This window comes from Microbacterium sp. zg.B48, from assembly GCF_024623505.1.
Taxonomy (GTDB): domain Bacteria; phylum Actinomycetota; class Actinomycetes; order Actinomycetales; family Microbacteriaceae; genus Microbacterium.
In genome coordinates this window covers 25,365-51,103 of the sequence record NZ_JANJFE010000003.1, presented here as the reverse complement: position 1 = coordinate 51,103, position 25,739 = coordinate 25,365, and the positions used below count along the sequence as shown (strand labels likewise).

Sequence of the window (25,739 nt, the reverse complement as noted above, 5' to 3'; positions counted from 1 at the left end):
ACGGACTCACTGGCCCGAGTACGTCTCGACCTTCACGACCTCGACCGCGATGCTGCGACCGTTGGGCGCGGTGTACGAGGTCTTCTCGCCCTCCTTGAGTCCGAGGATCGCCGCACCGAGCGGCGACGCCTCGCTGTAGACATCGAGCTCCGAGTCGACCGCGATCTCGCGGTTGCCCAGCAGGAAGACCTCTTCGCCGCCGGCGACCACGGCCGTGACGACCGTCCCGGGTTCGACCACACCGTTGCTCTCCGGCGCCTCGCTGACGGTGGCCGTCTTGAGCAGGTGCTGAAGCGTGCGGATGCGGGCTTCCTGCTTGCCCTGCTCGTCCTTGGCGGCGTGATAACCGCCGTTCTCCTTGAGGTCGCCCTCTTCGCGTGCGGACTCGATGCGCTTGGCGATCTCTTCGCGACCCGTCGTCGAGAGTCGCTCGAGTTCGGCGACGAGGCGGTCGTACGCGTCCTGGGTCAGGAACGTCACCGGTGCGTCGTTGGACACGTGTGTCTCCTTCGGTCAGAGGGGCCGGTATGGCAAAACGCCCCGGCTCCGGCCAGGGCGTATGTCAACTTCGGTCGAATCAGACTACGTCACCCAGCAGGCGTTGACCAAACCTGTCGTCGACGGAGCGGTCGTCGGGATCTTCTCGCGGAAAGCGCGTGAGCGCAGCTCGGAGGCCGGGTATTCCACGATCTTCCACCCCACCACGCCGTGCTCCTCGTCCTGCGCCTCCAGCGCGCAGGCGACCGAGCGACCCTCCGGCGCGGTGATCTGGAACGAGATCTCGACCGCATGCGGATCCAGCACGGTGAAGCCGGTGGCGTCCGCGCGCACATCATCGAGGGTGCCGGCCACCGTCATCCACGCGAACAGCCCGACCAGAATGACAGCGATCGCGGCGACGATGCCGATGGTCCACGACCTGCGAGGCGATCGCGTGCGCCCGTAGCGCTCGTCGAGCATGTCCTGCGTGGTCATGGGGCCCTGTCGAAAGAATGGTGCGTCGCCGTGAAGATTAGGCTGGAGTCTCCAGGCTATGCGCTCTCGCGCGGAACGAGGACACACCCATGCTGAATGCGTTCACCGCCCTCGCCTCCGGGGCCACGCCGACGCCCGAGCCGACCGTGGACCCTGCGCTCGTCACCCCCGGGCCGTGGGGTTTCGTCGTGATCGCGCTGCTCGCGTTCGCGGTGGTGGCGCTCATCTGGGACATGATGCGGCGCATCCGCCGGGGCCGGGTGCGCGCCGACATCAATGCCGAGTTGGATGCCGAGGAGCAGGCCGCTGCGGCGGTCCGCGCCACCGACGTCGACGACCAGGACGTCGACTTCGGCGCACCGGGGGAGGACGCCGGCCAAGGACCGTCGAGCCCGAAGCCGCCGCACGCCTGAGTCGCTGTCACGGTGGTGGACTCCGGCCGCAATCAGCCGTGGTAGGCCGGTGCCAGTGCGATCAGCAGGCAGGCGGTCCAGTGGCAGAGGAAGGCCAGCACCGTGCAGAGGTGGAAGATCTCGTGGAAGCCGAAGTGCCCTGGCCACGGATTCGGGCGTTTGAGCGCGTAGACGACCGCCCCGCCGGTGTACAACACGCCGCCCGCCAGGACCAGCGTCATCATGGTCGCATTGGCCTGGAACAGGTCGATCATGTACATCACCGCCGCCCAGCCGAGCACCAGGTACAGGGCCACGTACAGCCACCGGGGGGCGTCGATCCAGAAGACCCGGAACAGGATGCCGACGATCGCCCCGCCCCACACCAGCGACAGCAGGATGATCGCCTTGTCGGTGGGCAGCGCGAGGACGGCGATCGGCGTGTACGTGCCGGCGATCAGCAGCAGGATGTTGGCGTGATCGACCCGCTTGAGGACGGCCTTGGTCCTGGGGCCCCAGTCGAAGCGGTGGTACAGCGCCGAATTGCCGAACAGCAGCAACGACGTCACCATGAACACGGCGCACGCCCACTTCGCCGGCGCACCCTGCGCGAGGACGATCAGGAGGATGCCGGCGACGATCGCGACGGGGAACGTCGCCGCGTGGATCCAGCCGCGCCAGGTCGGACGGATCTCCATCGTCGCGTCGACCTCGGCCGCCTCCAGAAGGGGGAGCTGCGGCATGTCAGCGCCCTCGTCCGCCGGTTCGATCACGCCGGCGTCGGATCTTGTGCTTCGGGCCACATTCCGAGCCTACGCGGCGCCGCATGCCCCGCTGGGCACGTGCGCGGCACGCGGCAGGTAGCGTAGGCGTGTGACCGCGTCGAGCGAAGGCAGAGGGCCTCTCTACCGGCTGTACATCAATCGTCTGCGTCGACAGCTTGCCGCCGCCCCCGTTCCCCGGCACGTGGCCATGATGATCGACGGCAACCGCCGCTGGGCGCGGCAGCTCGGCTACGACTCCGCCGCGCACGGCCACCGCGCGGGCGCCGCGAAGATGCGCGACTTCTTGAAATGGTGCGACGACGTCGGTGTCCAGGTGGTCTCGCTGTATCTGCTCTCCACCGACAACCTGAGCAAGCGGGACACCCAGGAACTCGCCGACCTGATCGAGATCATCGCGGAACTGGCGGACGGGCTCTCGCACGAGCGGGACTGGCGCGTGCAGCACGTGGGCCGGTCGCAGGTTCTGCCGCCGGATCTGGCGAGGGTGCTCGCCACAGCCGAGGAGCGGACGAAGGATCACACCGGTCTGCATGTCAACCTGGCGGTGGGCTACGGCGGGCGCGGCGAGATCGTGGACGCCGTCCGCAGCATCATCGCCAAGCACGACGAGGACGGCGGGTCGCTGGAGCAACTCGCCGCCAGCCTGACCCCTGAGCAGATCGGCGAGCACCTGTACACGGGCGGCCAGCCCGACCCCGACCTTGTGATCCGCACGTCCGGCGAGCAGCGCTTGAGCGACTTCCTGCTGTGGCAGTCCGCGCACAGCGAGTTCTACTTCGTCGAAGCTCTCGGGCCGGACCTGCGGGAAGTCGACTTCCTCCGGGCGATCCGCGACTACGCGACGCGGGATCGGCGCTACGGCAGCTGACCGGAGGCGTCCCGGTGCCAGCGTCAGCGTCCGCACGTGGCAGAATGTGACGGTGACGGTGACGGACCTGGAATCTTTCGTGGCCTCGTTCGACGCCGAACCCGGTTATCTGGACTGGGCCGCGTACGGGCCGCTGTCCCCGGCGGTGCGCGACGAGGTCCGCGCCGATGCCGAGCTGCTCGGCTCGGGTCGACGCGCCGGCTTCGATCTGGTCGGCGAGCACCTGCTGCAGGCACGAGAGCTGGCCGCGGGGCTGCTCGCTGCGGACGCGGAGCAGGTCGTGCTCCAACCGTCCACCACGCACGGTCTGATGCACGCCATCTACGGGCTCTCCGGTGCGCTGATGCTCTCGCGAGCGGAGTTCCCGAGCCTCACCGTCACCGCCACGCGGGCCGCGGACGCGCTCGGCTTGCTCGACCTGCAGTGGCTCGAGCCGGCCGACGGGTTCGTCACGCCCGATCTCGTCCGCGACGCGCTCACCGACGACACGCGCGCTCTGGCGGTGAGCCTGGTCGACTTCCGCACCGGTTACCGCACCGACCTCACCGCGCTGCGCGATGTGCTCGGCGACCGGCTCCTCATCGTCGACGCGATGCAGGGTTTCGGCGCCGTCGATGCGGACTACGCGGCCGCCGACGTGGTCTGCGTCAACGGCTACAAGTGGCTGCGAGCCGGCCGCGGCGCCTCGTTCGCCTGGTACGGCGAACGGGCACTCGAACGGATCACTCCCGTCCTGTCCGGCTGGGCCGGAGTGGACGGGGACCTGCCGCTGGACATCGTGCCTCAGCCTGCGGCATCCGCCCAGGCGTTCGCGGTGAGCAGACCCGACGCGCTCGCGGCATCGCGGCTGGCGACCGCGCTGCGTCACGTCAGCGGCGTGGGCATCGCACGCATCGACGCAGAGCTGTCCGAGCGCGCCGTCGACGTCATCTTCTTCGCCGACCGCTACGACATCCCGGTCGTCACGCCGCGCGATCCGCAGCGTCGCGCTGGCATCGTCACCCTCGCACCCGCACCGCAGGATGTCGGTCCGCTGGCGGCGTCCCTGGCCAACCACGGCATCACCGTCACCGTCCGCTCCGGCCAGATCCGCGTCTCGCCGCACGTCGGCACCGGTGCGGACACACTCCGCCTGTTCGGTGACGCGCTGGCTGCGTTCTCGTCCGCCCGGGCGTGGTGAGCACTCCCCGGCCACACGGAATTCATCCGGCCGCAACATCGCGCAGCGTGTCGGTGACGGGACTGTCGTTTCGCCGGTCGTAGCGTTCAGTCATCGGGCAAGGTGCCCGGTCGGGTCGGCCTCACGGATCGCGACTCGTGACCCCTGGTCGACTCGTGACTGCCGGGTGATCCCACCCGGGTCGGGAGTGGGTTGTGACCACACGAGCACCAGAGCAGCAGCACCGTCAGGATTTCGACGAGGTCGGCGAGCAGTCGGAAGACCTGCGCACGTACGTCCTGGACACCTCCGTGCTCTTGAGCGATCCGCGGGCGTTCTTCCGCTTCGCCGAGCACGATGTCGTGATTCCGGTCGTGGTGGTCACCGAACTCGAGGGCAAGCGGCACGACCCGGAGATCGGGTACTTCGCGCGACAGGCGCTCCGACACCTGGACGAACTGCGCGTGGAGCACGGCAGGCTCGACTTCCCCGTCCCGGTGGGCGAAGACGGCACGCTGCGCGTCGAACTGAACAACACCGACGCCGGTGTGCTGCCCTCCGGCATGCGGCTGGGCGACAACGACAGTCGCATACTCGCCGTCGCCATGCATCTGGCCCAGGCCGGGCAGCAGGTCACGATCGTGTCCAAGGACCTGCCCATGCGTGTGAAAGCCGCCTCACTCGGGATCACCGCCGAGGAGTATCTGGCCGAGCAGGCGGTGGACTCCGGGTGGACCGGAATCGCCACCATCGACGTCACCGGGGACGACATCAGCGACCTGTACGAGAGCGAGATCGCATCGGGCGACGAGGTACGCGGCCTTCCGGTCAACACCGGTCTGATCATCCACTCCGAACGCGGCTCCGCGCTGGGCCGTGTCACGGGCGAGGGCCAGTACCGCCTCGTGCGCGGCGACCGGGACGTGTTCGGGTTGCATGGGCGTTCGGCCGAGCAGCGCATCGCGATCGACCTGCTGCTGGATCCCGACGTGGGGATCGTGTCGCTGGGCGGCCGGGCCGGAACCGGCAAGTCCGCGCTCGCACTGTGCGCGGGACTGGAATCGGTCCTGGAGCGCCAGCAGCAACGCAAGATCATCGTGTTCCGCCCCCTGTACGCCGTCGGCGGTCAGGAACTCGGGTACCTGCCGGGTGATCAGGGGGAGAAGATGAACCCGTGGGGTCAGGCCGTGTTCGACACCCTGGGGTCGGTGGTCTCCGGCAACGTCGTCGAAGAGGTCATCCAGCGCGGCCTGCTCGAGGTCATGCCGCTGACGCACATCCGCGGACGTTCGCTGCACGATTCCTTCGTGATCGTCGATGAGGCGCAATCGCTCGAGCGCAACGTGCTCCTGACGGTTCTGAGCCGGATGGGTCAGAACTCGCGGGTCGTGCTGACGCACGATGTCGGCCAGCGCGACAACCTGCGCGTGGGCCGCCACGACGGCGTCGCGTCGGTGATCGAAACGCTCAAGGGCCACGACCTGTTCGGGCACGTCACGCTCGTCCGCTCGGAGCGCTCCGCCATCGCCGCTCTGGTCACCGACCTGCTCGAGGCCGGGGAACTGGCCTGACGCGCTGACCGAGACTCTCCTGTGCGGGGCCGGGACCCCACGTCCCGACCCCGCACATGAGAAGAGTCTCATGCGTATCTCCTCTTCTGCTCATCACGGTCTGACACCATGGATAGTGCGCGAGAACCGCGCGCGAACAGAGGATGGCACGTGGACGGTCTGACGCGTCTTGCGATCGGTGGCATGGCCACGGTCGCTGCGAGCGTTGCCGTGGTGTGCCTGGTGGCCATCAGTACCACGGTCGCCCTCGCCGATTCCGCCGGCGCCCCCATCGGCGCCCGTCCGGTCATCGTGCCCCTGCCCGCGGCTGTGCCGACGCCGGCACCCAGCGCGTCCACGGCGGCGCCGGTGGTGACGCTGCCCGCCGAGCCGGAGACGGTTCCTGCGCCGGACCCCCAGGAGGTCGCGGCCCCCGTGATTCCGCAGACACCCGCGGGCGAGCCGTCCGCGCAGCTGGAGGCCGAACTGGCCGCAGCAGTGGCGGCATCCGGATCGTGGGATGCCGTGCGCGCCTGGGCGGAGCAGCGGGGATGGACGCCCGCACGCACCGAGGCGTGGATCGCGCAGCTCACGATCAGGATCGAGAACGAGCGCGGAACCGCACCGGATCGTCACGACCGTCCGGAGCCGCGCGTCGGCACTCGCCCGGACCCACAGATTCCCGCCCGATCGGGTAACCCGTCCGGAGACGACCTTTCTGGGTCGATGTCCGGATTGAAGAGAGAGCAATCGCGCGTTCCCCCAGGCTGACGCGATTGCCTGGTCGGCTTCCCCCAAGCCGGTCTCTCCTCCCAGCCCCCGGTGTCCCCCAACACCGGGGGCTTCTTCGTCCCGGCGGGGGAGTCACTCCCAGCGGTAGCCGGCGCCGCGCACCGTGACGATGTGGGCCGCGCCGAGCTTGCCCCGCAGGTATCGCACGTACACGTCCACGACGTTCGAGCCGGGGTCGAAATCCAGGCCCCACACGCTGCTGAGCAGCTGCTCACGGCTGAGCACGCGGCCGGGGCTGCGCAGGAACTGCTCCGCCAGCGCGAACTCCCGCGCAGACAGCTCGACCTCGCGGTCCCCGACCGTGGCACGGCGCGACAGGATGTCCAGCGCGACGTCGCCGTGCGAGACGGCCACGCCGACGCTGGTCGTGCTCTCGCGCAGACGTGAGCGGACCCGTGCGAGCAACTCCTCGAACGGGAACGGTTTGGACACGTAGTCGTTCGCTCCGGCATCCAATCCCTCGACCGTGTCGCGGGTGCTGGAGCGGGCCGTCAGCATGATCACCGGAACGTTGGAGCCCTGCGCGCGCATCTGACGGAGGACTTCGAAACCGTCCATCGTGGGCAGGCCGACATCCAGAAGCACCAGGTCGATATCGTCGCCGAGGCCGCGCTCGAGCGCCTCTGCGCCGTCCTCGACGATCACCGTGATGTAGCCGGCCGCTTCCAGACCACGACTGACGAAGTCGGCGATCCGCGGCTCGTCTTCGACGATGAGGATCTTCGTCATCCTGCCGCCTCCCTCTGCAGAACCACATCTCCGGCGCGGATCGGCGCCGGCAGCTCGCTCGTGGGCAGCGGAAGGGAGATCGTGAAGGTCGCGCCGCCGCCGGGAGTGTCCGTGACCGTGCAGAGCCCGCCATGTCCCTTCGCGATCGCGTCGACGATGGCCAGTCCGAGGCCGGAGCCGCCCACCGACCGTTTGCCGTGGGCCCGATCGAAACGGCGGAAGATGCGGTGGCGCAGCGCGGGCGGGATGCCGGGGCCGTGGTCGGTGACCCACAGCTGAGCACCGGACTGGTCCAGCCGACTGCCCAGCTGGATGGCGGAGCCGGTCGGGGTGTATTTCGCCGCGTTGTCCGCCAGCTGCAGCCATGCCTGCAGAAGACGATCCTCGTCGCCGTGGATGTGCCCCTCGGCCCGCGCCTCCACGCTCCACTCGTGGTCGGGGATGACGGAGACCAGCTCCCCGATGCGGGCGGTGAGGGCGGCCAGATCCACATCGGTCATGGTGAAACCGTCGCCCTCGACGGTGGCGAGCAGATCGATGTCATCGACCAGCCGCGTCAGCCGGTCCAGCTCGGCCATGCTGATCTGGCGGGTGCTGGCGACGTCGGCCGCGTCACCGGGGTTCATCAGCTCGAGGTGCCCTCGTACGATCGTGATGGGTGTCTTCAGCTCGTGCCGCACGTCGTCCAGCAGCTGGCGCTGCACGTCGACCGAGCCTTCCAGCCGGTCCAGCATGGAGTTGACGGTGCGGGTGAGGTCGGAGATGTCGTCATTGCCCTGGGGCGACAGCCGCGCGGACAGGTCATCGAGCGTCACCGCGTCGGCCGCATCCCGCAGATCGCGGATCGGGGAGAGCAGGCGGCCCGCGACGAACCAGCCGACGACCCCGATCGCGATGAGCACGGCGACAGCCGCGATCGAATACGTCGTGATCGCCGCCGTCACCGGCGCCAGCTCGGCTCCGAGGTCCACGGCGCGGACGTAGATGCCGGTCTCCGCGTCGCCTGCCATCGTCACCGGGATCGCGATGTACCGCAGTGATCCCTGGTCGGTGGCGACGGTGCCGATGACCGTCTCGCCCTCGCGTTCGATGTCGTCGATCACCCGCTGGATCAGCTGGTCGTTCGTGGAGATGTCGAAGCCCGACAGGGTCGACGGCCGGAAGCGCGCCTTGCCATCCACGATCGCCACCGCGCCCTCGTTGCGGGCGGGGACCAGGCGCGCGACGGCCGCGTGCAGATACTCCTCGACCGATGTGAAGGCGTCGATATCGAGTGGCTCGCTGGCCGTCGCGGTGCCCGAGCCGCCGGCATCCGCTGCGCCCGCATCGTCATCGGCGACCGTATGCAGTCGGGCCACCTGCGCGGTGAGGCGGTCTTGGACCTCCGCAAGCACCCGCTCGCGTTGCACCATGAACGTCACACTGCCCACGATGGCCAGGCCGACGCAGGCGACAGCGAGGATCGCACCCAGAATCCGAGTGCGGGCCGAAAGCGGTCGGGTCGCGCGAGCCACCCCCCGATTATCGCGCTGAAGCGACACCAGCGGGGGTCTTCGGCTGATCAGCCCGGGTGGGTCATCGAGAGCAGGTCGAGCTTGTCGTCCAGCTGCTGCAGGGTCAGCTCACCGCGATCGACATAGCCCAGCTCGATGACGGCCTCACGCACCGTGATGCCCTTCGCCACGGAATGCTTGGCGATCTTCGCGGCGGCCTCGTAGCCGATCAGCTTGTTGAGCGGGGTCACGATCGACGGGGACATGCCCGCGTACGCGGCGGCGCGCTCCACATTGGCTTCGAGCCCGTCGATCGTCTTGTCCGCGAGCACCCGCATGGTGTTGGCGAGCAGGCGGATGGACTCCAGCAGGGCGGTGCCCATCACCGGGATCGCGACATTCAGCTCGAACGATCCGGAGGCGCCGGCCCAGGCCACCGTGGCGTCGTTTCCGATCACGCGCGCGCAGACCATCAACGCCGCCTCGGGGACCACCGGGTTGACCTTGCCGGGCATGATCGAGGAGCCCGGCTGCAGATCCGGGATGTGCAGCTCGCCCAGGCCGGTGTTCGGTCCCGAACCCATCCAGCGGATGTCGTTGTTGATCTTGGTCAGCGAGACGGCGATCGTGCGCAGCGCGCCGGATGCCTCGACCAGGCCGTCACGGTTGGCCTGCGCCTCGAAGTGATCCTTCGCCTCCGTGATGGGCAGTTCCGTGTCGGCCACGATGAGCTCGATCACGCGCTGCGGAAAGCCGAGCGGGGTGTTGATGCCGGTCCCCACGGCGGTGCCGCCCAGCGGCACCTCCGCGACGCGGGGGAGGACGGACTGGACGCGTTCGATCCCGAGACGCATCTGGCGTGCGTATCCGCCGAACTCCTGACCGAGCGTGACCGGGGTCGCGTCCATCAGGTGGGTGCGCCCGGACTTCACGACATCGCTCCAGGCCGCGGCCTTCGTCTCGAACGCGACCGCGAGGTGGTCCAGGGCGGGGATCAGGTCATCGATCAGCTCCTGCGTCACCGCCAGGTGCACCGACGTCGGGAAGACGTCGTTGGAGGACTGCGACGCGTTCACGTGATCGTTGGGGTGCACGGGCGAACCGAGGTCGCCGGTGGCGAGGGTGGCCAGCACCTCGTTCATGTTCATGTTCGAGGACGTGCCGCTGCCGGTCTGGTACACGTCGATCGGGAACTGGTCGGCGTACTCGCCCGCGATGATGCGGTCCGCCGCGCGTGCGATCGCGTCGGCGATGGTCGGGTCGAGGGTGCCCAGCTCCTTGTTGGCCAGCGCCGCCGCCTTCTTGATCCGGGCGAGCGCGACGATCTGCGCCGGGTCGAGCGCGTCTCCGGAGATCGGGAAGTTCTCGACGGCACGCTGCGTCTGTGCCGCATACAGGGCATCCTTGGGCACGCGCACTTCGCCCATGGTGTCGTGCTCGATGCGGTACTCGATGTCGGTCACGTCGTCGTTCCTCCAGATCGGACTGTGTTCAGGCCTCGTCGGCGACGATGCCCATGGTGATGGAAGGCACGGCAGTGCCCTCGGCCAGACGGTAGTTCGCGCCGACGATGGCCAGCCGCCCGTCGGCGACGGCCTCGCTGATCAGTTCGGACGAATGCAGCAACTCGGCCACCGTGTCGCGCAGATGCTCACGGCCGACCAGTTCGGCGTCGAGTGGACCGGCGAACCCGGGTTGGCGTTCGCGCGCGTCGCGCTGGACGCGACGGACAGCCGGGACGATCGGTGCGATCTGACGCCAGATCCGCGGTGGCAGCGCAGGAGCATCCGCGTCGACGCTGTGGATCGCGGCATCCACCGCTCCGCACTCGTCGTGACCGAGCACGACGATCAGGGGCACGTGCAGCACGGCGACGGCATACTCCAGGCTGCCGACCACCGAGTCGGAGATGACCTGCCCGGCGTTGCGCACGACGAACAGGTCGCCGAGTCCCTTGTCGAAGATGATCTCGGCCGACAGCCGGGAGTCGGAACAGCCGAAGAGGGCGGCGCGGGGGCGCTGGCCGGCGGCCAGCTCGGTGCGTCGCTCGACGTCCTGCCGTGGGTGGCGCGGCTCCCCGGCCACGAAGCGCTCGTTGCCGCGCTGCATTTCCTGCCAGGCCTTCAGCGGCGTGGGATCGCTCACGACGCGTCCTTTCCGGCGGTGTCTGCGCGGAGGGCGCGGATCTGGTCGGCGACGGAGGCGGCGGCCAGTTCGAGATGCTCGTCGTCGGTCGAGCCGTAGATCAGGATGGTGTCCTCGCCGGCCTGGGTGCTCAGCGCGGCGGAGATGTTGCCCGCACGGGCGGGGTCCGGGATACGGTACCGGTCCCACTCGATGCCTTCGATCGACACCGTCGAGTCGACCGATGCTCCGCTCAGAACGCGCGTGGGCCACGCCGGGTCGGCGTCGAATCCCTGGGCGACGCGCAGGAAGCCGGACGCCTCGTCGGGCACATAGACGATCGTCCAGGCCGCCGTGGAATCACCCTCGATGGATGCGCGGTTCACGAGCCATCCCTCGGGCACGTCGGGCACGATCACGCTGCGGCCCTCGGACGATTCGATGTTCTGCGCGATCGCCGCGACGTCGATGGGTCGCGGCGGAGGCAGCTCGCCGCGGGGAACGGCGAAGATGATGACCGCGACCACGGCGAGCGTGGCGAGCAGGGCGGCGATCAGATTGCGGGTGTTCTGGCTCGCCCGGTACACGCGGGATGACTCCGCTTTGCGGGCGGCTGCCTCGTCGGGGGTCTCCGGGCGCCCGAGCTCGGCGACGACTTTCGGATCGTGGGCCATCAGCTGCGCCCCATCAGGCGTCCGCGTTCTCGACGGGGCCCGATCGGGCGGCCTCCAGCCGGCGCTTCGCGCCGAGGAGCCACTCTTCGCAGCGTGCGGCGAGCGCCTCACCGCGCTCCCACAGCGCCAGGGAGTGCTCGAGGGTCGGAGCGCCCTGCTCGAGCTCGGCGACCACGCGCACCAGTTCGTCGCGGGCCTGCTCGAACGTGAGGCTCGCGACGTCGGCGATGCCTTCGCTCGGTGCGTTCATGCTTCCATCCTAGAGTCGGGCCGGGGGAGTGCTCGCGGGTGCGGTTCGGTGCCGCGGCGGGTCAGGGCTCCTCGACGGGACCCTCCGAACGAGCGGCGAAGGAGCCGCGCCCCACCGTGACCACCACGTGGGCGCCCGGCTGGGCCTGTGCCGAGTCACGGACGATCACACCGTCGGTGAGGTGTGCGATCGCGTAGCCGCGGGCGAGCGTGGACGCCGGCGACAGCGTGCGCAGCGCCGCGCGCAACTCGGCGGCCCGGCGCGCCTGCGTCTCCAGCCGTCGCTCGACCGTGTCACGACCGCGGCCCGCCAGCAGCCACAGGTGCTGGGAGCGGGCGTCGATCATCGATTCCGGAGAGCGCAGAACCGGGCGGGAGCGCAGCTGCTCCAGCTGCGCGATGTCATGGCCGACGCGCTGCGACAGCCGCATGGTCAACCGGGAGCGCAGCTGGGCGACGGCGGCGCGCTGCTCGACGACATCCGGAACGATGCGCTTGGCGGCATCCGTCGGCGTGCTCGCGCGCAGGTCGGCGACGTCATCCAGCAGCGGGTGATCGTTCTCGTGGCCGATCGCGCTGACGACGGGCGTGGATGCCGCGGCCACCGCCCGCAGCAGGCGCTCGTCACTGAACCCGAGCAGGTGCTGCGGGTCGCCGCCCCCGCGCGCGATGACGATGACATCGACGGCGGGATCGGCATCCAGGGCCTTCAGCGCGCCGATCGTCTCGGGAACGCACCGGTCGCCCTGCACCGCGGCGTACGCCATGCGGAAGCTCACCTGCGGCCAGCGCATCTCCGCGTTGTGACGGACGTCCTTCTCGGCGTCGGACTTCTCGCCGGTGATGAGCCCGATGACATGGGGAAGGAACGGGATGGGCTTCTTGCGGGCGGGGTCGAAGAGCCCCTCGGTGCGCAGCGTCGCCCGGAGCCGCTCCAGCTTCTCGAGCTGATCGCCGAGGCCGACGTGCCGCATGGAGGACACCGAGAAGCTGAAGTCCCCGGTCTTGGTGAAGTAGTCCGCCTTGACGCACGCGACGACGTGATCGCCGACGGCCAGGTCGGCGGGCAGTCGCTGACGGGTGCTGGACCAGATGCGGAACGAGATGGTGGCATCCGTCGCGAGATCCTTCATGCGCCCGAACACGTTGCCGGTACGGACGTTCCACGAGGTGATCTCGCCCTCGACCCAGACCGAACCCCAGGTTTCGACGAACCCGCGAATCGTGTCGTTCAGGCGTGCGACGGAGGTGGGCGCATCGGCCGTGGACTCCCGCGGACGCACCGAGTCGGGCGGCGGGGGCTCACCGGGGATCGGCGCAGCCTGGAACGTCGTCATCCGGACCTTTCGTGTTCGGGTGGTGCGGTCTGCTCGGCGGGTCAGTCCCGGGCGCACGGCCGTCCCCCAGGGGGCATCCCCGTAGACTCGAGGCGTGAGCACCCCGCTTGTCCGCATGCCCGTCCCCCGCGTTCCGCGGCGGCGCGAGCGCCTCCAGGATATCCCCGTCCCCGGACACAAGAGGGTCCTGCTCGCCGCCCCCCGCGGATACTGCGCCGGGGTGGACCGCGCCGTCATCGCGGTCGAGAAGGCGCTGGAGCGCTTCGGAGCGCCGGTGTACGTGCGCAAGCAGATCGTCCACAACATCCACGTGGTAACCGAGCTCGAGGCGGCCGGCGCGATCTTCGTCGACGAGGTCGATGAGGTCCCCGAGGGTGCGCACGTCGTCTTCAGCGCACACGGCGTCTCACCGGCGGTGGTGGCCGCGGCATCCGACCGTCAGCTCCAGGCGATCGACGCGACCTGCCCCCTGGTGACCAAGGTCCATCGCGAGGCCGTGAGATTCGCCCGCGACGACTTCGAGATCCTCCTGATCGGCCACGAGGGCCACGAGGAGGTCGAGGGCACCGCCGGAGAGGCTCCCGATCACGTCACCATCGTCAACTCGCCGGACCACGCCGACACGGTTCTGGTGCGTGACCCGTCGAAGGTCGTGTGGCTTTCGCAGACCACGCTCTCGGTCGACGAGACGATGGAGACGGTGCGGCGACTTCGCGTGCGCTTCCCGCAGCTGCAGGATCCGCCCTCGGATGACATCTGCTACGCCACCCAGAACCGTCAGGTCGCGATCAAGAAGGTCGCCGCGGATGCCGACCTGGTGATCGTCGTCGGCTCGGCGAACTCTTCCAACAGTGTGCGTCTGGTCGAAGTGGCCCTCGAATACGGTGCGAAAGCCGCCTACCGCGTGGACTACGCCGACGAGGTCAAACAGGAGTGGCTGGAGGGCGCGGAGACCGTGGGCGTCACCAGCGGCGCGTCGGTGCCCGAGGTGCTGGTGCAGGAAGTCCTCGCCGACCTCTCCGACGCCGGCTACCGCGACGTGCGGGAGATCAGGACTGCCGAAGAGGACCTGCTGTTCTCCCTCCCGAAGGAACTACGCCAGGACGCCGACGGGCGCCGGGACGCGCGCGCCCTCGGGGGGCGGGTCAGCGCATGAGCGGACCCGACGATCGGCCCGGCACGCACGGCGCCCCGGACCTGCGCCCGCGACCGCAGTACGGCGAGTACGCGACCCCGGAGGAGCAGCGCGCGCGCATCCAGCGGCCCGACATGACGCAGCTTCTGGATGCCGGGCAGGACCCGGATGCCGTCACGGCGGTTCCCGCAGGCGCTGCGGTGGCGCCCGCGGCGAAGGCCGGGGCGCCGGTTCGGCGTGGCCGGTTCGCCGACCTCGTCGCCACGACCGCGCTGCTGGTCTACGGGCTGGTCAACGTGGTCAGCGGCATCCCCGGAATGATCGACTACGAGTCGTACGTCGGCACGGTCTTCGGCCTGCTCGGCGTCGATGCCGAGCTTGCCGACCCGGCCGCCGGACGCCCCTGGGGCCTGGCCGCTGCGCTGATCCTGGCCATCGGCTGGCTGGCGACCGCGTACCTGTCCTGGCGCAGCCTGAGGCGGGGCCGGATCACCTGGTGGATCCCGCTGGTCGCAGGGATCGTCTTCACATTCGTCAGCGGCACCCTGCTGATGGTGCCGATCGTCTCGGACCCCACCGTGTGGAACGCCATTCTCGATACCGCGCGCTGAGCGCCCGCGGCGTGAGCCGCGATGACGCAGTCGCCGTTAGGATGACCGGATGCCTCGCCTCGTCGCCGTCTGCGTCGTCCACCAGCTGCGCCCCGATCCGGGGAACGGCGTCACGGCGATCGACAAACGCCCCGTGGACGGGCGCGTCCGGGTCGGTCGCTACGGTGTGCGCGCCGACGTGCAGGCCGACCGCAAGCACCATGGCGGGCTGGACAAGGCGCTCTACGCCTACGCCGAGGAAGACGCCGCCTTCTGGGCGGACGAGCTGGGCAGGGACCTGCCGCCCGGCTTCTTCGGAGAGAACCTGCGCACCGAAGGCATCGACGTGAACGACGCCCGCATCGGCGAGGTGTGGCGCATCGGGGACACCGTCACGGCCGAGGTGACCATGCCGCGCACGCCGTGCCAGACCTTCGCGCGCTGGGTCGGTGGCGCCGACCAGCGCGGGTGGGTCAAGCGGTTCTCTGCCGAGCGTCGCCTCGGCCCGTACCTTCGTGTGCTCCGCAACGGCTTCGTCCAAGCCGGAGATCCCATCGAGGTGATCTCGCGGCCGGACGGCGCGCCGGGACTGCTCGACCGGTACCGCGACCCCGCGTAGGGGCCACGGACGGCCGCAGGTCAGGACTGGGACTTGCCGGCGGAGCCGAGCTGCTGCGTGGCCTGCACGACGCGTGCCGCCATCGCCGACTCTGCGACCTTGCCCCACGCGCGCGGGTCGTAGGCCTTCTTGTTGCCCACCGAGCCGTCGACCTTGAGCACGCCGTCGTAGTTGCTGAACATGTAGCCGGCGACCGCGCGGGTGAACGCGTACTGCGTGTCCGTGTCGATGTTCATCTTGATCACGCCGTTGGCAACCGCGAGCGCGATCTCCTCGTCGGTCGATCCGCTGCCGCCGTGGAAGACGAGATCCAGCGGCTTGGGGCCGGTGCCGAATTTCGCCGCGATCCCCTCCTGGATCTCGCCGAGCAGCTCCGGGCGGAGCTTGACGTTGCCGGGGGCGTAGACGCCGTGCACGTTGCCGAAGGTGAGCGCGGCGATCCACCGGCCCTGGTCGCCCAGACCGAGGGCTTCCACCGCCTTCGTGACGTCCGCGACCGTCGTGTACAGCGCCTCGTTGGAGCCTTCGTGCTGAACGCCGTCCTCCTCGCCGCCGACAACGCCGATCTCGACCTCGAGGATCGCGCGAATCGCCTTCATACGGGGGAGAAGCTCCTTGGCGATCTCGACGTTCTCGGCCAGTGGCACCGCGGATCCGTCCCACATGTGCGACTGGAAGATCGGGTTGCCGCCGTCGGCGACGACCTTCTCGGACTCGGCGATCAGGGGCAGGACGAAGTCCTCCAGCGCCGGCTTGGGGCAGTGATCGGTGTGCAGTGCCACCGTGATCGGGTAGCTCTTGGCCGCCTCGTGAACGAATCGGGCGAATGCCAGTGCGCCGGTGGCGCGGGCCTTGACGGTGTGGCCGGCGAAGTAGTCCGCGCCACCCGTGGTCACCTGGATGATGCCGTCGGAGCCGGCTTCGGTCAGTCCCTGCAGGACCGCGTTCACGGTCTGCGAGCTCGAGACGTTGAACGCCGGGTAGGCGAATCCGCCGGCCTTCGCGCGGTCCAGCATCTGGGCGTACTGTTCTGGGGTGGCGACGGGCATGACAGCTCCTTGCTCGTGTGCGGGGGTACCCCGTCACTCTACCGAGCGGGTGTGCGCTGCTGGGGGGATGCGGCTCCGGCCGGAACCGCGGTCGCATGCCACCAGCGCAAGAAACGCGATTCCTTCACGCCGTCGGCGCCGACTCGCCCGGTCACGGGGCGGCCTGCTGGTTAGGCTGAGGACATGGTGAGCCTTACCGCCGACATGAGTCCGCTGCATCCCGACCGCAACCTCGCGCTGGAGCTGGTGCGCGCCACCGAGGCGGCCGCGATCCGCGCCGTGCCCTTCATCGGGCGGGGTGACAAACTGGCGGCTGACGGCGCCGCGGTCGACGCGATGCGCGCGTTCCTCACGACGGTGAACTTCGACGGCACGATCGTGATCGGCGAAGGCGAGAAGGACGAAGCGCCGATGCTCTTCAACGGCGAGAAAGTCGGCAACGGCCGCGGTCCGCAGTGCGACGTGGCGGTGGATCCCATCGACGGCACGTCCCTGACCGCCGCCGGCCGGCAGAACGCACTCTCGGTGATCGCCGTGTCCGACCGGGGCACGATGCTCGATGCCTCCACGGTGTTCTACATGGACAAGCTGGTCACCGGACCCGCCGGCGTGGGCGTGGTCGACATCCGCCTTCCGATCGGCGAGAACATCCGGCTGCTGTCCAAGGCGCTCGGCAAGCCCGTGGACGAGATGGTCGTGTCCGTGCTGAACCGACCACGCCACGAGCAGCTGATCGCCGACATCCGCGCGGCCGGCGCCGGCACCCGCCTGATGTCCGACGGCGACGTCGCAGGCGGCATCAACGCCGCCCGGCACAACGCCCGCACCGACATGTGCGTCGGCGTCGGCGGCAGCCCCGAGGGCATCGTCACGGCCTGCGCCATCAAGGCGCTCGGCGGGCACATCCAGGGGATCCTCTGGCCGCGCCACGACGACGAGAAGCAGAAGGGCGCCGACCACGGACTGAAGACCGACGGCTACGTGTACGAAGCGGACGAGCTCGTCACCGGCAGGAACACGATCTTCGTCGCCACCGGGGTCACCGACGGTCAGCTCGTCGCGGGCGTTCGCCGCGAGGGGGATTACGTCTACAGCGAAAGCGTGGTGCTGCGCGGCACCTCCGGCACTCTGCGCCGCATCGTCTCGGAGCACCTCACCTCGAAATGGCTGTAACGCCGGCATCCCGGCGGCTGCCGGGAGTCCCCGCTCGCTGACCCACCGCTGGCACGCCGCGGTGGCGTCCGCGGCGCATCGTGTGACGGATGGGTCTGCTGTGACCGTTGTGACGGATGTGACGTACTCGTGATCCTGGGACCGCGGAACTCTGGCAGAATCGAACAGGTGTGTCGATGAGGACGCGGTCGTGTACTCAGACACTAGGGAGTTGACGATGTCAGCACAGGTTGGCGGTCCCAAGCCCCAGACGGGCGCCATCGCCGTCGTAGCGAATGCCACCGATCCGGCCCGGCGGCCCGACGTACTCTTCCGCGTGCGTCGGGACGAGGACCATCAGGTCTCGGCGTGGTGGATGGTGGGCGCCTTCGTCGCCGTGTCCGCCGCGGCGATCGCGCTCCTGAGCTTCGTGCCCGGCGGCGCCTGAGCCGACTCAGTCCGCGAAGGGCGTGATGCGTTCGCGCACGTCGCCGAGGTCGGCGCCGAGCTCAGCCGCAAGAAGCGACGCGTCGGATGCCGGCTCTCGAACGTCGTCGGGGGCCAGCGTGCCGTCCAGCAGCTCCGGCGCCCGCAGGCGCCGTGGTGACTTCTCGACCAGCGCCGGCACTGCCAGCCCGTCGAGTTTCGTCTGATCGATGCCGGGGAAGCGCCGCGCGGTGACCAGTACCCGCGATTCGAGCGAGCCCGCGAACCGGTTGTAACTGTCGACGGTCCGTTCGATGGCCCTGCGCAGGTCGTCGGCGTGCCCGGCGAGCTTGCCCAGCCGCTCGTACAGCTCGTTGCCGAGCACGAACAGCGCACGCGCCTCCTGCGACACGTCCTGCTGCGTCCAGGTGAAGGCGACCGTCTTCAGCACCGCCCACAGGTTCACCGGCGAAGCCAGCGCCACGCGTTTGCCGAACGCGTAGTCCAGCAGGGAGGGGTCCTCTTCCAGGGCGGCGGCCAGGAGGGACTCGCTCGGAACGAAGCACACCACGAACTCCGGGCTCGAGGCCAGGCCTGCCCAGTACGCCTTCTTCGCCAGCGCGTCCACGTGTCCGCGCAGCGCCTTGACATGCTTGTCGAGCAGCGACTTGCGCCGCGCGGCTTCTGCGCCGACCGCGGTGAACGGGATCGCACTGGCCTCGAGATAGGCATCGAGCGGGACTTTGGCATCGACGGCGATCGCCTTGTCGCCCGGAAGCCGGATCACCATGTCGGGGCGGCCGGCACCGGCATCCGAGGTGATGGAGGTCTGGGTGTCGAAATCCACATAGCGGGTCAGGCCGGCAGCTTCGACCACGCGCCGCAGCTGCGTCTCGCCCCACACGCCGCGCGTGGCGCCGGAGCGCAGGGCGCTGGCCAGCGACTCGGTGGTGGCGCGCAGCGCTTCGTCGGACTGCTGCGCGCGCCGCAACTGCTCGGCCAGCGAACCGAACTGCGCGGAACGGTCGCGCTCGAGGTCATCGACCTTCGTCTGCATGGACTGCAGCGTCTCGTGCACCGGCGCCAGCGCCCGCAGCACCGCCTGCTCGCGACGTTCCCGCTCCTCCCGCGATGCCTGATCCGCGCGGGCCTGTGCGGCCAGCTCGCGATACAGGAGATGCTGGTGCTCCAGCTGCGCCCGCACGCCCTGCCGGGTGGCGTCGCTGGCGGCGAGCCGGGCGCGCAGGTCCGCGCTCGCGATCGCGGCACGTGCCGCGACGCGCGCCCCGCCCGCGAACCAGCCGGCGAGCACACCTGCGGCGAGGCATCCGATCACGAGGACGGAGACGGTGAATGCATCCATCTGTCCAGAATGCCCTGGACATCCGACATCCCCCCGGTGCTAGCGTGACAAGCATGACTCCGCAGGAGCTTGAGAATCTGGCTCACCTGCGCCGTGCACGAGACCTGATCGACCGCGAGTACGCGCGACCGCTGGATGTGCCCACCATGGCGGCGAAGGCGCTGATGTCGCCCGCGCACTTCTCCCGACAGTTCCGCGCGGCATACGGAGAGACGCCGTACAGCTATCTGATGACCCGGCGCATCGAACGCGCCATGGCGCTGCTGCGGGGCGGCGCCAGCGTCACCGACGCGTGCATGGCCGTCGGCTGCACCTCGCTCGGCTCATTCAGCTCGCGCTTCGCCGAGATCGTCGGGATGAGCCCGTCGCAGTACCGCAGACGCGGGCACGATGCGGTGCGGGCCATGCCCTCGTGCGTGGCCAAGACCCACACGCGACCGGATCGGCACGCATCGAGCAGAAACCAAGAAGTCCGCCGGCGCCACGCGGCGTAGCGTCGCGGCATGACCATCGCACTCCAATTCACCAACGTCACCGTCAACGACGTCGATGAGGCCATCGGCTTCTATCGCGACGCCCTCGGACTCGACGTGCAGAACGACGTGTCCTCCGGAAACCATCGCTGGGTCACCCTCGGCTCTCCGGCGCAGCCCGGACTGGGCATCGTCCTGTCCGATCCGCACGCCGGCCGATCCCAGGCCGACGGGGACGCGATGCAGGAGCTGCTCACCAAGGGTGTGCTGCCGATGCTCGTGTTCAGCACGGACGACCTCGACGCCACGTTCGAAAAGGTCCGCGCGTCCGGCGCCGAGGTGATGCAGGAGCCCATGGACATGGGCTGGGGGCAGCGGGACTGCGCGTTCCGCGATCCCTCCGGCAACATGGTCCGCATCGCCCAGGCCAGCAGCACCTGACGCTGGCGCCGTGCAAATCAGGCGACGGCGCCGACCAACGGGACCGTGGCTGCGGTCGGCTCGACCAGCGGCAGCTCCGGCTGAGGCGCGGCCGCTGCCGGCTCCGGCATAAAGATCTGCGACGTGCGCACTCCGGCCGCATCGGCCAGTGCCGTGATGTCCACCGCGCCGACGCGCCGGGCAGCGTCGATCATGATGTGCGCGCAGGCGAGCGCGTCCGCGGTCGCATCGTGATGCGCGAAGTCCAGGAACCCGGCCGCCGCGGCGACCGAGGGCAGGCGGTAGGAATCCAGCTCGTAGAGCTTGCGCGCCACCTGCAGGCTGCACACGTAGCGGTACGGCGGGTACGCGTCGCCGGTCGCCTCGCACGCACGGCGGAGCACCATCATGTCGAAGCCGGCATTGTGGGCGACCAGGACGTCCGCGCCGGCGAATGCGGCGAGATCGTCCAGTTGCTCGCTCCAGGTCTTCGCGCCCACGACATCCTCCGCGCGGAGGCCGTGGATGCGCGTGTTGAGCTCGAAGAACCGGTCGTGGCCCGGTGGCGGCTGGATCAGCCACCCGGCCGTGGCGACCACGACGCCGTCACGCACGCGGGCCAGACCCACAGCGCACGCGGAGGCATTGCTGGAGTTCGCCGTTTCGAAGTCGATTGCGGTGAAGTCCAGGGGCACGCATCCAGCGTCGTGGCGGGCGGGCGCCGGAGGCCGGAGGCGCGCCGCGGACCCCACGGATGCAGACCGCCGGTCGGTGCGCACGAGTTTCCGGTGGACCGGATTAGGGTTCTGGCATGGCCAGCAACGAAGAGATGTCGACCTCCTTCGGGTCCGCAGCCGGGACGTACGAAACCGGTCGCCCCGACTACCCGATCCAGGCAGTGGATTGGATGCTTCAGCCCGTCGTGGGCGGCGAGCGCAGCATCCGCGTCGCCGATGTCGGTGCCGGGACAGGCAAGCTGACGCGCTCGGTCGTCGAGTTGGGCGCCGAGGTCGTCGCCATCGACCCGGACCCGAAGATGCTCGCGGTGCTCCGCGAGCACGTGCACGGCGTCCCGACCTTCGTCGGTACCGCCGAGAACCTGCCGGTGCCGGACGCGAGTCTGGACGCCGTGCTGCTCGGTCAGGCGTGGCACTGGGTCGACCCGGATGCCGGCGCAGCCGAAGCGGCGCGGGTGCTGCGCTCGGGAGGCGTGCTCGGACTGATCTGGAACATCCGCGACGACTCCGTGGACTGGGTGCGCCGCATGACCGCGATCATGCACGGAAGCCGCGCGGAGCAGATGCTCGGGCAGGGTGTTCCACCCGTGGCGGAGCCGTTCGGTGAGGTGGAGGACGCTCAGTGGCGGTGGTCGCGAGCGATGACCCGGGAGTCGCTGCTGGCGATGGCGCGCTCGCGGAGCTACCTCATCACCGCAGCGCCCGACGAGCGCGCCCGCGTCGAGGCCGGCCTGCACGAGTTGTTCGACGAGCTCGGTGCCGTCGGCGATGCGGTGGTGCAGCTGCCCTACGTCACGCGCGCGTACCGCGCGCTGCGGCCCTGAGACGGCGTTACGCTGACCGCCGCGTCGATCGGATTCGGACATCGGCGCGGGATTCGGACGGAGCCGGCGCGTAGATCCGAATCCGGGGCGCACATCCGAGCCCGGCCGGGGGCGGCCGGGGCGGCCCCCGACCGCCTCAACGTAGACTGGACTCCCGTGGCTCTCACTATCGGCATCGTCGGCCTGCCCAACGTCGGCAAGTCCACCCTGTTCAACGCGCTCACCAAGAACGACGTGCTCGCGGCGAACTATCCGTTCGCGACGATCGAGCCGAACATCGGAGTCGTGAGCCTTCCGGACCCGCGTCTGGACAAGCTGGCCGAGGTGTTCCACTCCGAGCGGATCCTGCCGGCGACGGTCTCGTTCGTCGACATCGCGGGCATCGTCCGCGGCGCCAGCGAGGGGGAGGGGCTGGGCAACCAGTTCCTCGCGAACATCCGCGAGGCCGACGCCATCGCGCAGGTCGTGCGCGGCTTCACCGACGACGACGTGGTGCACGTCGAGGGCGGCGTGAACCCCAAGAACGACCTGGAGACGATCAACGCCGAGCTGATGCTGGCCGACCTGCAGACGCTCGAGAAGGCGATTCCGCGGATCGAGAAAGAGGTCAAGGGAAAAAAGGCCGACCCCTCCGCGTTGGAGGCGGCCACGGCGGCCAAGGACGCGCTGGAACGCGGCATCCTGCTCTCCCACTCCGGGCTGGACCTGACACCGATCAAAGAGCTGGGCCTGCTGACCGCCAAACCGTACATCTACGTCTTCAACGTGGATGAGGCAGTGCTGACGGATGCCGCGGCCAAAGCCGCGCTGGAGGCGCTGGTGGCTCCCGCCCACGCCGTGTTCCTGGACGCGAAGATCGAGTCCGAGCTGATCGACCTCGACCCCGAGGACGCGGCCGAACTGCTCGCCTCGACGGGCCAGGAGGAGTCCGGCCTGAACCAGCTGGCTCGCATCGGGTTCGACACCCTCGGGCTGCAGACCTACCTCACCGCCGGCCCGAAGGAGGCGCGGGCGTGGACCATCCCGAAGGGATCGAAGGCGCCGCAGGCGGCCGGGGTCATCCACACCGACTTCGAGAAGGGCTTCATCAAGGCCGAGGTCATCTCGTTCGACGATCTGATCGAATCCGGGTCCGTCCTCGAGGCCCGCGCTCGCGGCAAGGCCCGGCTGGAAGGCAAGGACTACGTCATGCAGGACGGCGACGTGGTGGAGTTCCGCTTCAACGTCTAGCGATCGCACGCAGGTCCGCCGGCGTGGCATCGGCGGCGCCGCTTCCGGTCGGCCATCCCCACGACCGGGTCCCCGGTCGTCCTCTCTGCAGAAGGAGCCCTCGCATGCCTGAACACGCCGGACCGTTCCGTGCGGATGCCCTCGCGCCCACCACGTACGCGCACGGGATCGCTCTGCCCGCGGACGGTCGGATGATCCTGCTGGCGGGGATGTCCCCCCTGGATGCGAGCGGGGCCGTCGTGGCTCCGGGCGATGTGACCGAGCAGATGCGGGTCACTGTCCAGAACGCCAGGACCGTCCTGCGTCACGCCGGCGCTGATCTCGACTCGATCGTCCGCGCCCGCATCTACATCGCATCCGCCGAGCGAGCAGAGCTGTACGCCGGGTGGCAGGCGTTCACCGGCATCTTCGACGGCAGCGAGTTTCCGAGCACCCTGGTCGGGGTGACGGTGCTGGCCTACCCCGATCAGCTCGTCGAGGTCGAGTTCGACGCCATCGTCCCCCGGTAGCCCGCCGCCGATGTCCGGTGCAGGTTGGAGCGCTCACCCGAGCGGAACCGCGCCGCACGGGCGTCGGCCGCGCGCGGGCGACCGCACGGCGGGAGGCCCCGATGCGGCGTCGGGGCCCGGTGCGCGATAAGTTCGACGATGGTGTGCGCGAGTACCGAGCGCCACCGGAATGGAGATCCGCTGTGGCTGTGCTCGATGACCGTCTTGTTTCCGTATTCGATGAAGTCGTCGGCAGGAACCAGGGAGAGACGGAATTCCACCAGGCGGTGCGCGAAGTGCTGGAGAGTCTCGGCCCCGTGGTGGCCAAGCATCCCGCCTACGCCGACTCCGAAGTGATCCGCCGGCTCTGCGAGCCCGAGCGCCAGATCATCTTCCGCGTGCCGTGGGTGGATGACAGCGGCCGCGCGCAGCTGAACCGGGGCTTCCGCGTCGAGTTCAATTCGGCTCTGGGCCCGTTCAAGGGCGGGCTGCGGTTCCACCCGACGGTGTACCTCGGGATCGTGAAGTTCCTCGGCTTCGAGCAGATCTTCAAGAACGCGCTCACCGCGCTGCCGATCGGCGGCGCGAAAGGGGGATCCGACTTCGATCCCAAGGGCCGTTCGGACGCCGAGGTCATGCGCTTCTGCCAGTCGTTCATGATGGAGCTGTACCGGCACCTCGGCGAGTACACCGACGTGCCCGCGGGCGACATCGGCGTGGGCGGCCGGGAGATCGGCTACCTGTTCGGGCAGTACAAGCGGATCACGAACCGCTACGAGTCCGGCGTCTTCACCGGCAAGGGCCTGACCTGGGGCGGCTCGCAGGTGCGCACCGAGGCCACCGGCTACGGTGTGGTGTTCTTCGTCGACGAGATGCTCCGGGCCCAGGGCGGCTCCTTCGAGGGCAAGAAGGTCGTCGTCTCCGGCTCCGGCAACGTCGCCATCTACGCGATCGAGAAGGTGCGCCAGCTCGGCGGAGTCGTGATCGCGTGCTCGGACTCGTCCGGATACGTCGTCGACGAGGACGGCATCGACCTGGAGCTGCTGAAGGAGATCAAGACCGAGCAGCGCGGACGCATCAGCGAGTACGCGGACCGCCGGAACCGCGCCGTGTTCAGCGCGACCGGATCGATCTGGGACGTGCCGTGCGACATCGCGCTGCCGTGCGCGACGCAGAACGAGCTGGACGAGTCCGGGGCGCTGACGCTGGCACGCAACGGCTGTCTCATCGTCGCCGAGGGCGCCAACATGCCCTCGACGCCCGCGGCGATCCGCGTGTTCGCCGAGTCGGGCATGCGCTTCGCGCCGGGCAAGGCCGCCAACGCGGGCGGCGTGGCCACCAGCGCGTTGGAGATGCAGCAGAACGCCTCCCGGGCTTCCTGGACCTTCGAGTACACCGAGCGGCGCCTGGCCGAGATCATGCGGTCCATCCACGACCGGTGCCTGCACACCGCCGACGAGTACGGCAACCCGGGCAACTACGTCGCCGGCGCGAACATCACCGGGTTCACCCGCGTGGCCGACGCGATGCTGGCCCTGGGCATCGTGTAGCCGGTGCGCCTCACGTAACGTCGCTGGCATGGTGACGCGGCTGCTTCTCGTTTCGGACACCCACATCCCGGGGCGCGCCCGCGCGCTTCCGGCACCGGTGCGTGCTGCGGCGGACGCCGCCGACCTCGTCATCCACGCCGGGGACTGGGTCGCGGCATCCGTGCTGGACGATCTCTCGCAGCACGCCGAGGTGCTCGGCGTGTACGGGAACAACGACGGACCGGACGTGCGCGCGCGGCTGCCCGAGGCGGCGCGCCGAGACATCGAGGGCGTCCGCTTCGCCGTGATCCACGAGACCGGCGACGCGGCGCGGCGCCACGCGCGAACGGACGCCGCTTTCCCGGACGCCGACGTGCTGGTCTTCGGCCACAGCCACATCCCGTGGGATACGCAGACCCCGGGAGGACTCCGGCTGCTGAACCCCGGATCACCGACGGACCGCCGGCGGCAGCCCCGGTGCACGATGATGACCGCGCTGGTCGAGGACGCGAGGATCCGCGAGGTCCGGCTCGTCGAACTGTGATCCCCGCGCGGACCGGCTGATCGCCATCGAACC

Annotated in this window: 30 protein-coding genes; 17 read left to right on the top strand and 13 right to left on the bottom strand. The window is 69.5% G+C overall.

Going from position 1 to position 25,739, the window contains the following annotated elements; all coding sequences use genetic code 11:
- Window positions 1–6: 6 nt before the first annotated feature.
- Together greA and NQ152_RS02075 are read right to left on the bottom strand one after the other, a co-directional pair.
- Window positions 7–498 (bottom strand): transcription elongation factor GreA, encoded by a 492-nt coding sequence (gene greA, locus NQ152_RS02080; RefSeq protein WP_257502364.1) that lies wholly within the window; start codon window positions 496–498, stop codon window positions 7–9.
- An 84-nt stretch (window positions 499–582) separates the two neighbouring features.
- The gene (locus NQ152_RS02075; RefSeq protein WP_257502365.1) at window positions 583–975 is read right to left on the bottom strand and encodes a DUF4307 domain-containing protein; all 393 of its coding nucleotides are present in this window, start codon (window positions 973–975) and stop codon (window positions 583–585) included.
- An 89-nt stretch (window positions 976–1,064) separates the two neighbouring features.
- Between NQ152_RS02075 and NQ152_RS02070 the strand changes: the two genes are divergently transcribed.
- Window positions 1,065–1,388 carry a hypothetical protein gene (locus NQ152_RS02070; protein ID WP_257522840.1) on the top strand — a complete coding sequence of 108 codons (324 nt, stop codon included), beginning with the start codon at window positions 1,065–1,067 and terminating at the stop codon, window positions 1,386–1,388.
- Window positions 1,389–1,420: 32 nt separating this feature from the next.
- Here NQ152_RS02070 and NQ152_RS02065 read toward each other — a convergent pair whose 3' ends face one another.
- On the bottom strand, window positions 1,421–2,110 hold the full coding sequence (locus tag NQ152_RS02065; protein ID WP_257523060.1) for a hemolysin III family protein: 690 nt from the start codon (window positions 2,108–2,110) through the stop codon (window positions 1,421–1,423).
- A 130-nt stretch (window positions 2,111–2,240) separates the two neighbouring features.
- Here NQ152_RS02065 and NQ152_RS02060 point away from each other — a divergent pair, with 130 nt between their 5' ends.
- From NQ152_RS02060 to NQ152_RS02045, 4 genes are all read left to right on the top strand, one after another.
- Complete coding sequence (locus NQ152_RS02060; RefSeq protein ID WP_257522839.1) at window positions 2,241–3,020, top strand: isoprenyl transferase; 780 nt, start codon at window positions 2,241–2,243, stop codon at window positions 3,018–3,020.
- Window positions 3,021–3,072: 52 nt separating this feature from the next.
- The gene (locus NQ152_RS02055) at window positions 3,073–4,200 is read left to right on the top strand and encodes an aminotransferase class V-fold PLP-dependent enzyme (protein ID WP_257522838.1); all 1,128 of its coding nucleotides are present in this window, start codon (window positions 3,073–3,075) and stop codon (window positions 4,198–4,200) included.
- Between the two features lie 194 nt (window positions 4,201–4,394).
- Window positions 4,395–5,750 carry a PhoH family protein gene (locus NQ152_RS02050; RefSeq protein WP_257522837.1) on the top strand — a complete coding sequence of 452 codons (1,356 nt, stop codon included), beginning with the start codon at window positions 4,395–4,397 and terminating at the stop codon, window positions 5,748–5,750.
- A gap of 150 nt (window positions 5,751–5,900) precedes the next feature.
- Complete coding sequence (locus NQ152_RS02045; protein WP_257522836.1) at window positions 5,901–6,500, top strand: hypothetical protein; 600 nt, start codon at window positions 5,901–5,903, stop codon at window positions 6,498–6,500.
- Window positions 6,501–6,593: 93 nt separating this feature from the next.
- On the opposite strand, the gene NQ152_RS02040 is transcribed toward NQ152_RS02045, so the two are convergent.
- The 7 genes from NQ152_RS02040 to xseA all read right to left on the bottom strand — a co-directional run bounded on the left by NQ152_RS02040 (window position 6,594) and on the right by xseA (window position 13,127).
- Window positions 6,594–7,250: a response regulator transcription factor gene (locus tag NQ152_RS02040; protein ID WP_257502371.1), complete on the bottom strand. Its 657-nt coding sequence runs from the start codon at window positions 7,248–7,250 to the stop codon at window positions 6,594–6,596.
- Window positions 7,247–8,764 (bottom strand): HAMP domain-containing sensor histidine kinase, encoded by a 1,518-nt coding sequence (locus NQ152_RS02035; protein WP_257522835.1) that lies wholly within the window; start codon window positions 8,762–8,764, stop codon window positions 7,247–7,249. The genes NQ152_RS02040 and NQ152_RS02035 overlap by 4 nt, the downstream gene beginning before the upstream one ends.
- A gap of 47 nt (window positions 8,765–8,811) precedes the next feature.
- Window positions 8,812–10,206 carry an aspartate ammonia-lyase gene (locus NQ152_RS02030; RefSeq protein WP_257502373.1) on the bottom strand — a complete coding sequence of 465 codons (1,395 nt, stop codon included), beginning with the start codon at window positions 10,204–10,206 and terminating at the stop codon, window positions 8,812–8,814.
- A gap of 28 nt (window positions 10,207–10,234) precedes the next feature.
- Window positions 10,235–10,888 carry a carbonic anhydrase gene (locus NQ152_RS02025; RefSeq protein ID WP_257502374.1) on the bottom strand — a complete coding sequence of 218 codons (654 nt, stop codon included), beginning with the start codon at window positions 10,886–10,888 and terminating at the stop codon, window positions 10,235–10,237.
- Window positions 10,885–11,541: a DUF4245 family protein gene (locus NQ152_RS02020; RefSeq protein ID WP_257502375.1), complete on the bottom strand. Its 657-nt coding sequence runs from the start codon at window positions 11,539–11,541 to the stop codon at window positions 10,885–10,887. The genes NQ152_RS02025 and NQ152_RS02020 overlap by 4 nt, the downstream gene beginning before the upstream one ends.
- 13 nt (window positions 11,542–11,554) lie before the next feature.
- Complete coding sequence (locus tag NQ152_RS02015; RefSeq protein WP_257502376.1) at window positions 11,555–11,791, bottom strand: exodeoxyribonuclease VII small subunit; 237 nt, start codon at window positions 11,789–11,791, stop codon at window positions 11,555–11,557.
- Window positions 11,792–11,852: 61 nt separating this feature from the next.
- Entirely contained in the window at window positions 11,853–13,127 is a 1,275-nt protein-coding gene (gene xseA, locus NQ152_RS02010; RefSeq protein WP_257522834.1) for an exodeoxyribonuclease VII large subunit, read from the bottom strand.
- Window positions 13,128–13,242: 115 nt separating this feature from the next.
- Here xseA and NQ152_RS02005 point away from each other — a divergent pair, with 115 nt between their 5' ends.
- Genes NQ152_RS02005 through NQ152_RS01995 form a run of 3 tightly spaced genes read left to right on the top strand, consistent with a single transcriptional unit; the run spans window position 13,243 to window position 15,471 of the window.
- Window positions 13,243–14,283 carry a 4-hydroxy-3-methylbut-2-enyl diphosphate reductase gene (locus tag NQ152_RS02005; RefSeq protein ID WP_257502630.1) on the top strand — a complete coding sequence of 347 codons (1,041 nt, stop codon included), beginning with the start codon at window positions 13,243–13,245 and terminating at the stop codon, window positions 14,281–14,283.
- Complete coding sequence (locus NQ152_RS02000; RefSeq protein ID WP_257522833.1) at window positions 14,280–14,873, top strand: DUF6264 family protein; 594 nt, start codon at window positions 14,280–14,282, stop codon at window positions 14,871–14,873. The genes NQ152_RS02005 and NQ152_RS02000 overlap by 4 nt, the downstream gene beginning before the upstream one ends.
- Before the next feature lie 49 nt (window positions 14,874–14,922).
- Window positions 14,923–15,471, top strand: coding sequence for an MOSC domain-containing protein (locus tag NQ152_RS01995; protein WP_257522832.1), 549 nt, complete (start codon window positions 14,923–14,925; stop codon window positions 15,469–15,471).
- Between the two features lie 20 nt (window positions 15,472–15,491).
- Here NQ152_RS01995 and fbaA read toward each other — a convergent pair whose 3' ends face one another.
- Complete coding sequence (fbaA, locus tag NQ152_RS01990; protein WP_257522831.1) at window positions 15,492–16,520, bottom strand: class II fructose-bisphosphate aldolase; 1,029 nt, start codon at window positions 16,518–16,520, stop codon at window positions 15,492–15,494.
- A 183-nt stretch (window positions 16,521–16,703) separates the two neighbouring features.
- Here fbaA and glpX point away from each other — a divergent pair, with 183 nt between their 5' ends.
- Together glpX and NQ152_RS01980 are read left to right on the top strand one after the other, a co-directional pair.
- Window positions 16,704–17,693, top strand: a complete 990-nt coding sequence (glpX, locus tag NQ152_RS01985) for a class II fructose-bisphosphatase (protein ID WP_257502381.1) — start codon at window positions 16,704–16,706, stop codon at window positions 17,691–17,693.
- Between the two features lie 217 nt (window positions 17,694–17,910).
- Window positions 17,911–18,120, top strand: a complete 210-nt coding sequence (locus NQ152_RS01980; protein ID WP_257502382.1) for a UDP-N-acetylmuramyl pentapeptide phosphotransferase — start codon at window positions 17,911–17,913, stop codon at window positions 18,118–18,120.
- 6 nt (window positions 18,121–18,126) lie between these two features.
- Here NQ152_RS01980 and NQ152_RS01975 read toward each other — a convergent pair whose 3' ends face one another.
- The gene (locus NQ152_RS01975; RefSeq protein WP_257522830.1) at window positions 18,127–19,461 is read right to left on the bottom strand and encodes a DNA recombination protein RmuC; all 1,335 of its coding nucleotides are present in this window, start codon (window positions 19,459–19,461) and stop codon (window positions 18,127–18,129) included.
- A 53-nt stretch (window positions 19,462–19,514) separates the two neighbouring features.
- Here NQ152_RS01975 and NQ152_RS01970 point away from each other — a divergent pair, with 53 nt between their 5' ends.
- Window positions 19,515–19,955 carry a helix-turn-helix transcriptional regulator gene (locus tag NQ152_RS01970; protein ID WP_257522829.1) on the top strand — a complete coding sequence of 147 codons (441 nt, stop codon included), beginning with the start codon at window positions 19,515–19,517 and terminating at the stop codon, window positions 19,953–19,955.
- Window positions 19,956–19,964: 9 nt separating this feature from the next.
- Window positions 19,965–20,375 (top strand): VOC family protein, encoded by a 411-nt coding sequence (locus NQ152_RS01965; RefSeq protein ID WP_257522828.1) that lies wholly within the window; start codon window positions 19,965–19,967, stop codon window positions 20,373–20,375.
- A gap of 17 nt (window positions 20,376–20,392) precedes the next feature.
- On the opposite strand, the gene NQ152_RS01960 is transcribed toward NQ152_RS01965, so the two are convergent.
- Complete coding sequence (locus NQ152_RS01960; RefSeq protein ID WP_257522827.1) at window positions 20,393–21,049, bottom strand: 3'-5' exonuclease; 657 nt, start codon at window positions 21,047–21,049, stop codon at window positions 20,393–20,395.
- 116 nt (window positions 21,050–21,165) lie between these two features.
- Here NQ152_RS01960 and NQ152_RS01955 point away from each other — a divergent pair, with 116 nt between their 5' ends.
- The 5 genes from NQ152_RS01955 (at window position 21,166) to NQ152_RS01935 (ending at window position 25,706) form a co-directional block, all read left to right on the top strand.
- Complete coding sequence (locus tag NQ152_RS01955; protein ID WP_257522826.1) at window positions 21,166–21,915, top strand: class I SAM-dependent methyltransferase; 750 nt, start codon at window positions 21,166–21,168, stop codon at window positions 21,913–21,915.
- Between the two features lie 156 nt (window positions 21,916–22,071).
- Window positions 22,072–23,145 carry a redox-regulated ATPase YchF gene (gene ychF, locus NQ152_RS01950; RefSeq protein ID WP_257502388.1) on the top strand — a complete coding sequence of 358 codons (1,074 nt, stop codon included), beginning with the start codon at window positions 22,072–22,074 and terminating at the stop codon, window positions 23,143–23,145.
- A 104-nt stretch (window positions 23,146–23,249) separates the two neighbouring features.
- Entirely contained in the window at window positions 23,250–23,654 is a 405-nt protein-coding gene (locus NQ152_RS01945; RefSeq protein ID WP_257522825.1) for a RidA family protein, read from the top strand.
- A 182-nt stretch (window positions 23,655–23,836) separates the two neighbouring features.
- Entirely contained in the window at window positions 23,837–25,183 is a 1,347-nt protein-coding gene (gdhA, locus tag NQ152_RS01940; RefSeq protein WP_257522824.1) for an NADP-specific glutamate dehydrogenase, read from the top strand.
- A 28-nt stretch (window positions 25,184–25,211) separates the two neighbouring features.
- Complete coding sequence (locus NQ152_RS01935; protein WP_257522823.1) at window positions 25,212–25,706, top strand: metallophosphoesterase family protein; 495 nt, start codon at window positions 25,212–25,214, stop codon at window positions 25,704–25,706.
- The last annotated feature ends 33 nt before the right edge of the window (window positions 25,707–25,739 follow it).

Excerpts from the sequence above, each read along its gene's own strand:
- NQ152_RS02075 (WP_257502365.1), bottom strand. The coding sequence starts at position 975 with ATGACCACGCAGGACATGCTCGACGAGCGCTACGGGCGCACGCGATCG.
- NQ152_RS02070 (WP_257522840.1), top strand. The coding sequence starts at position 1,065 with ATGCTGAATGCGTTCACCGCCCTCGCCTCCGGGGCCACGCCGACGCCC.
- NQ152_RS02065 (WP_257523060.1), bottom strand. The coding sequence starts at position 2,110 with ATGCCGCAGCTCCCCCTTCTGGAGGCGGCCGAGGTCGACGCGACGATG.
- NQ152_RS02040 (WP_257502371.1), bottom strand. The coding sequence starts at position 7,250 with ATGACGAAGATCCTCATCGTCGAAGACGAGCCGCGGATCGCCGACTTC.
- NQ152_RS02020 (WP_257502375.1), bottom strand. The coding sequence starts at position 11,541 with ATGGCCCACGATCCGAAAGTCGTCGCCGAGCTCGGGCGCCCGGAGACC.
- NQ152_RS02015 (WP_257502376.1), bottom strand. The coding sequence starts at position 11,791 with ATGAACGCACCGAGCGAAGGCATCGCCGACGTCGCGAGCCTCACGTTC.
- xseA (WP_257522834.1), bottom strand. The coding sequence starts at position 13,127 with ATGACGACGTTCCAGGCTGCGCCGATCCCCGGTGAGCCCCCGCCGCCC.
- NQ152_RS02005 (WP_257502630.1), top strand. The coding sequence starts at position 13,243 with ATGCCCGTCCCCCGCGTTCCGCGGCGGCGCGAGCGCCTCCAGGATATC.
- NQ152_RS02000 (WP_257522833.1), top strand. The coding sequence starts at position 14,280 with ATGAGCGGACCCGACGATCGGCCCGGCACGCACGGCGCCCCGGACCTG.
- NQ152_RS01995 (WP_257522832.1), top strand. The coding sequence starts at position 14,923 with ATGCCTCGCCTCGTCGCCGTCTGCGTCGTCCACCAGCTGCGCCCCGAT.
- fbaA (WP_257522831.1), bottom strand. The coding sequence starts at position 16,520 with ATGCCCGTCGCCACCCCAGAACAGTACGCCCAGATGCTGGACCGCGCG.
- glpX (WP_257502381.1), top strand. The coding sequence starts at position 16,704 with ATGGTGAGCCTTACCGCCGACATGAGTCCGCTGCATCCCGACCGCAAC.
- NQ152_RS01980 (WP_257502382.1), top strand. The coding sequence starts at position 17,911 with ATGTCAGCACAGGTTGGCGGTCCCAAGCCCCAGACGGGCGCCATCGCC.
- NQ152_RS01975 (WP_257522830.1), bottom strand. The coding sequence starts at position 19,461 with ATGGATGCATTCACCGTCTCCGTCCTCGTGATCGGATGCCTCGCCGCA.
- NQ152_RS01970 (WP_257522829.1), top strand. The coding sequence starts at position 19,515 with ATGACTCCGCAGGAGCTTGAGAATCTGGCTCACCTGCGCCGTGCACGA.
- NQ152_RS01965 (WP_257522828.1), top strand. The coding sequence starts at position 19,965 with ATGACCATCGCACTCCAATTCACCAACGTCACCGTCAACGACGTCGAT.
- NQ152_RS01955 (WP_257522826.1), top strand. The coding sequence starts at position 21,166 with ATGGCCAGCAACGAAGAGATGTCGACCTCCTTCGGGTCCGCAGCCGGG.
- NQ152_RS01945 (WP_257522825.1), top strand. The coding sequence starts at position 23,250 with ATGCCTGAACACGCCGGACCGTTCCGTGCGGATGCCCTCGCGCCCACC.
- NQ152_RS01935 (WP_257522823.1), top strand. The coding sequence starts at position 25,212 with ATGGTGACGCGGCTGCTTCTCGTTTCGGACACCCACATCCCGGGGCGC.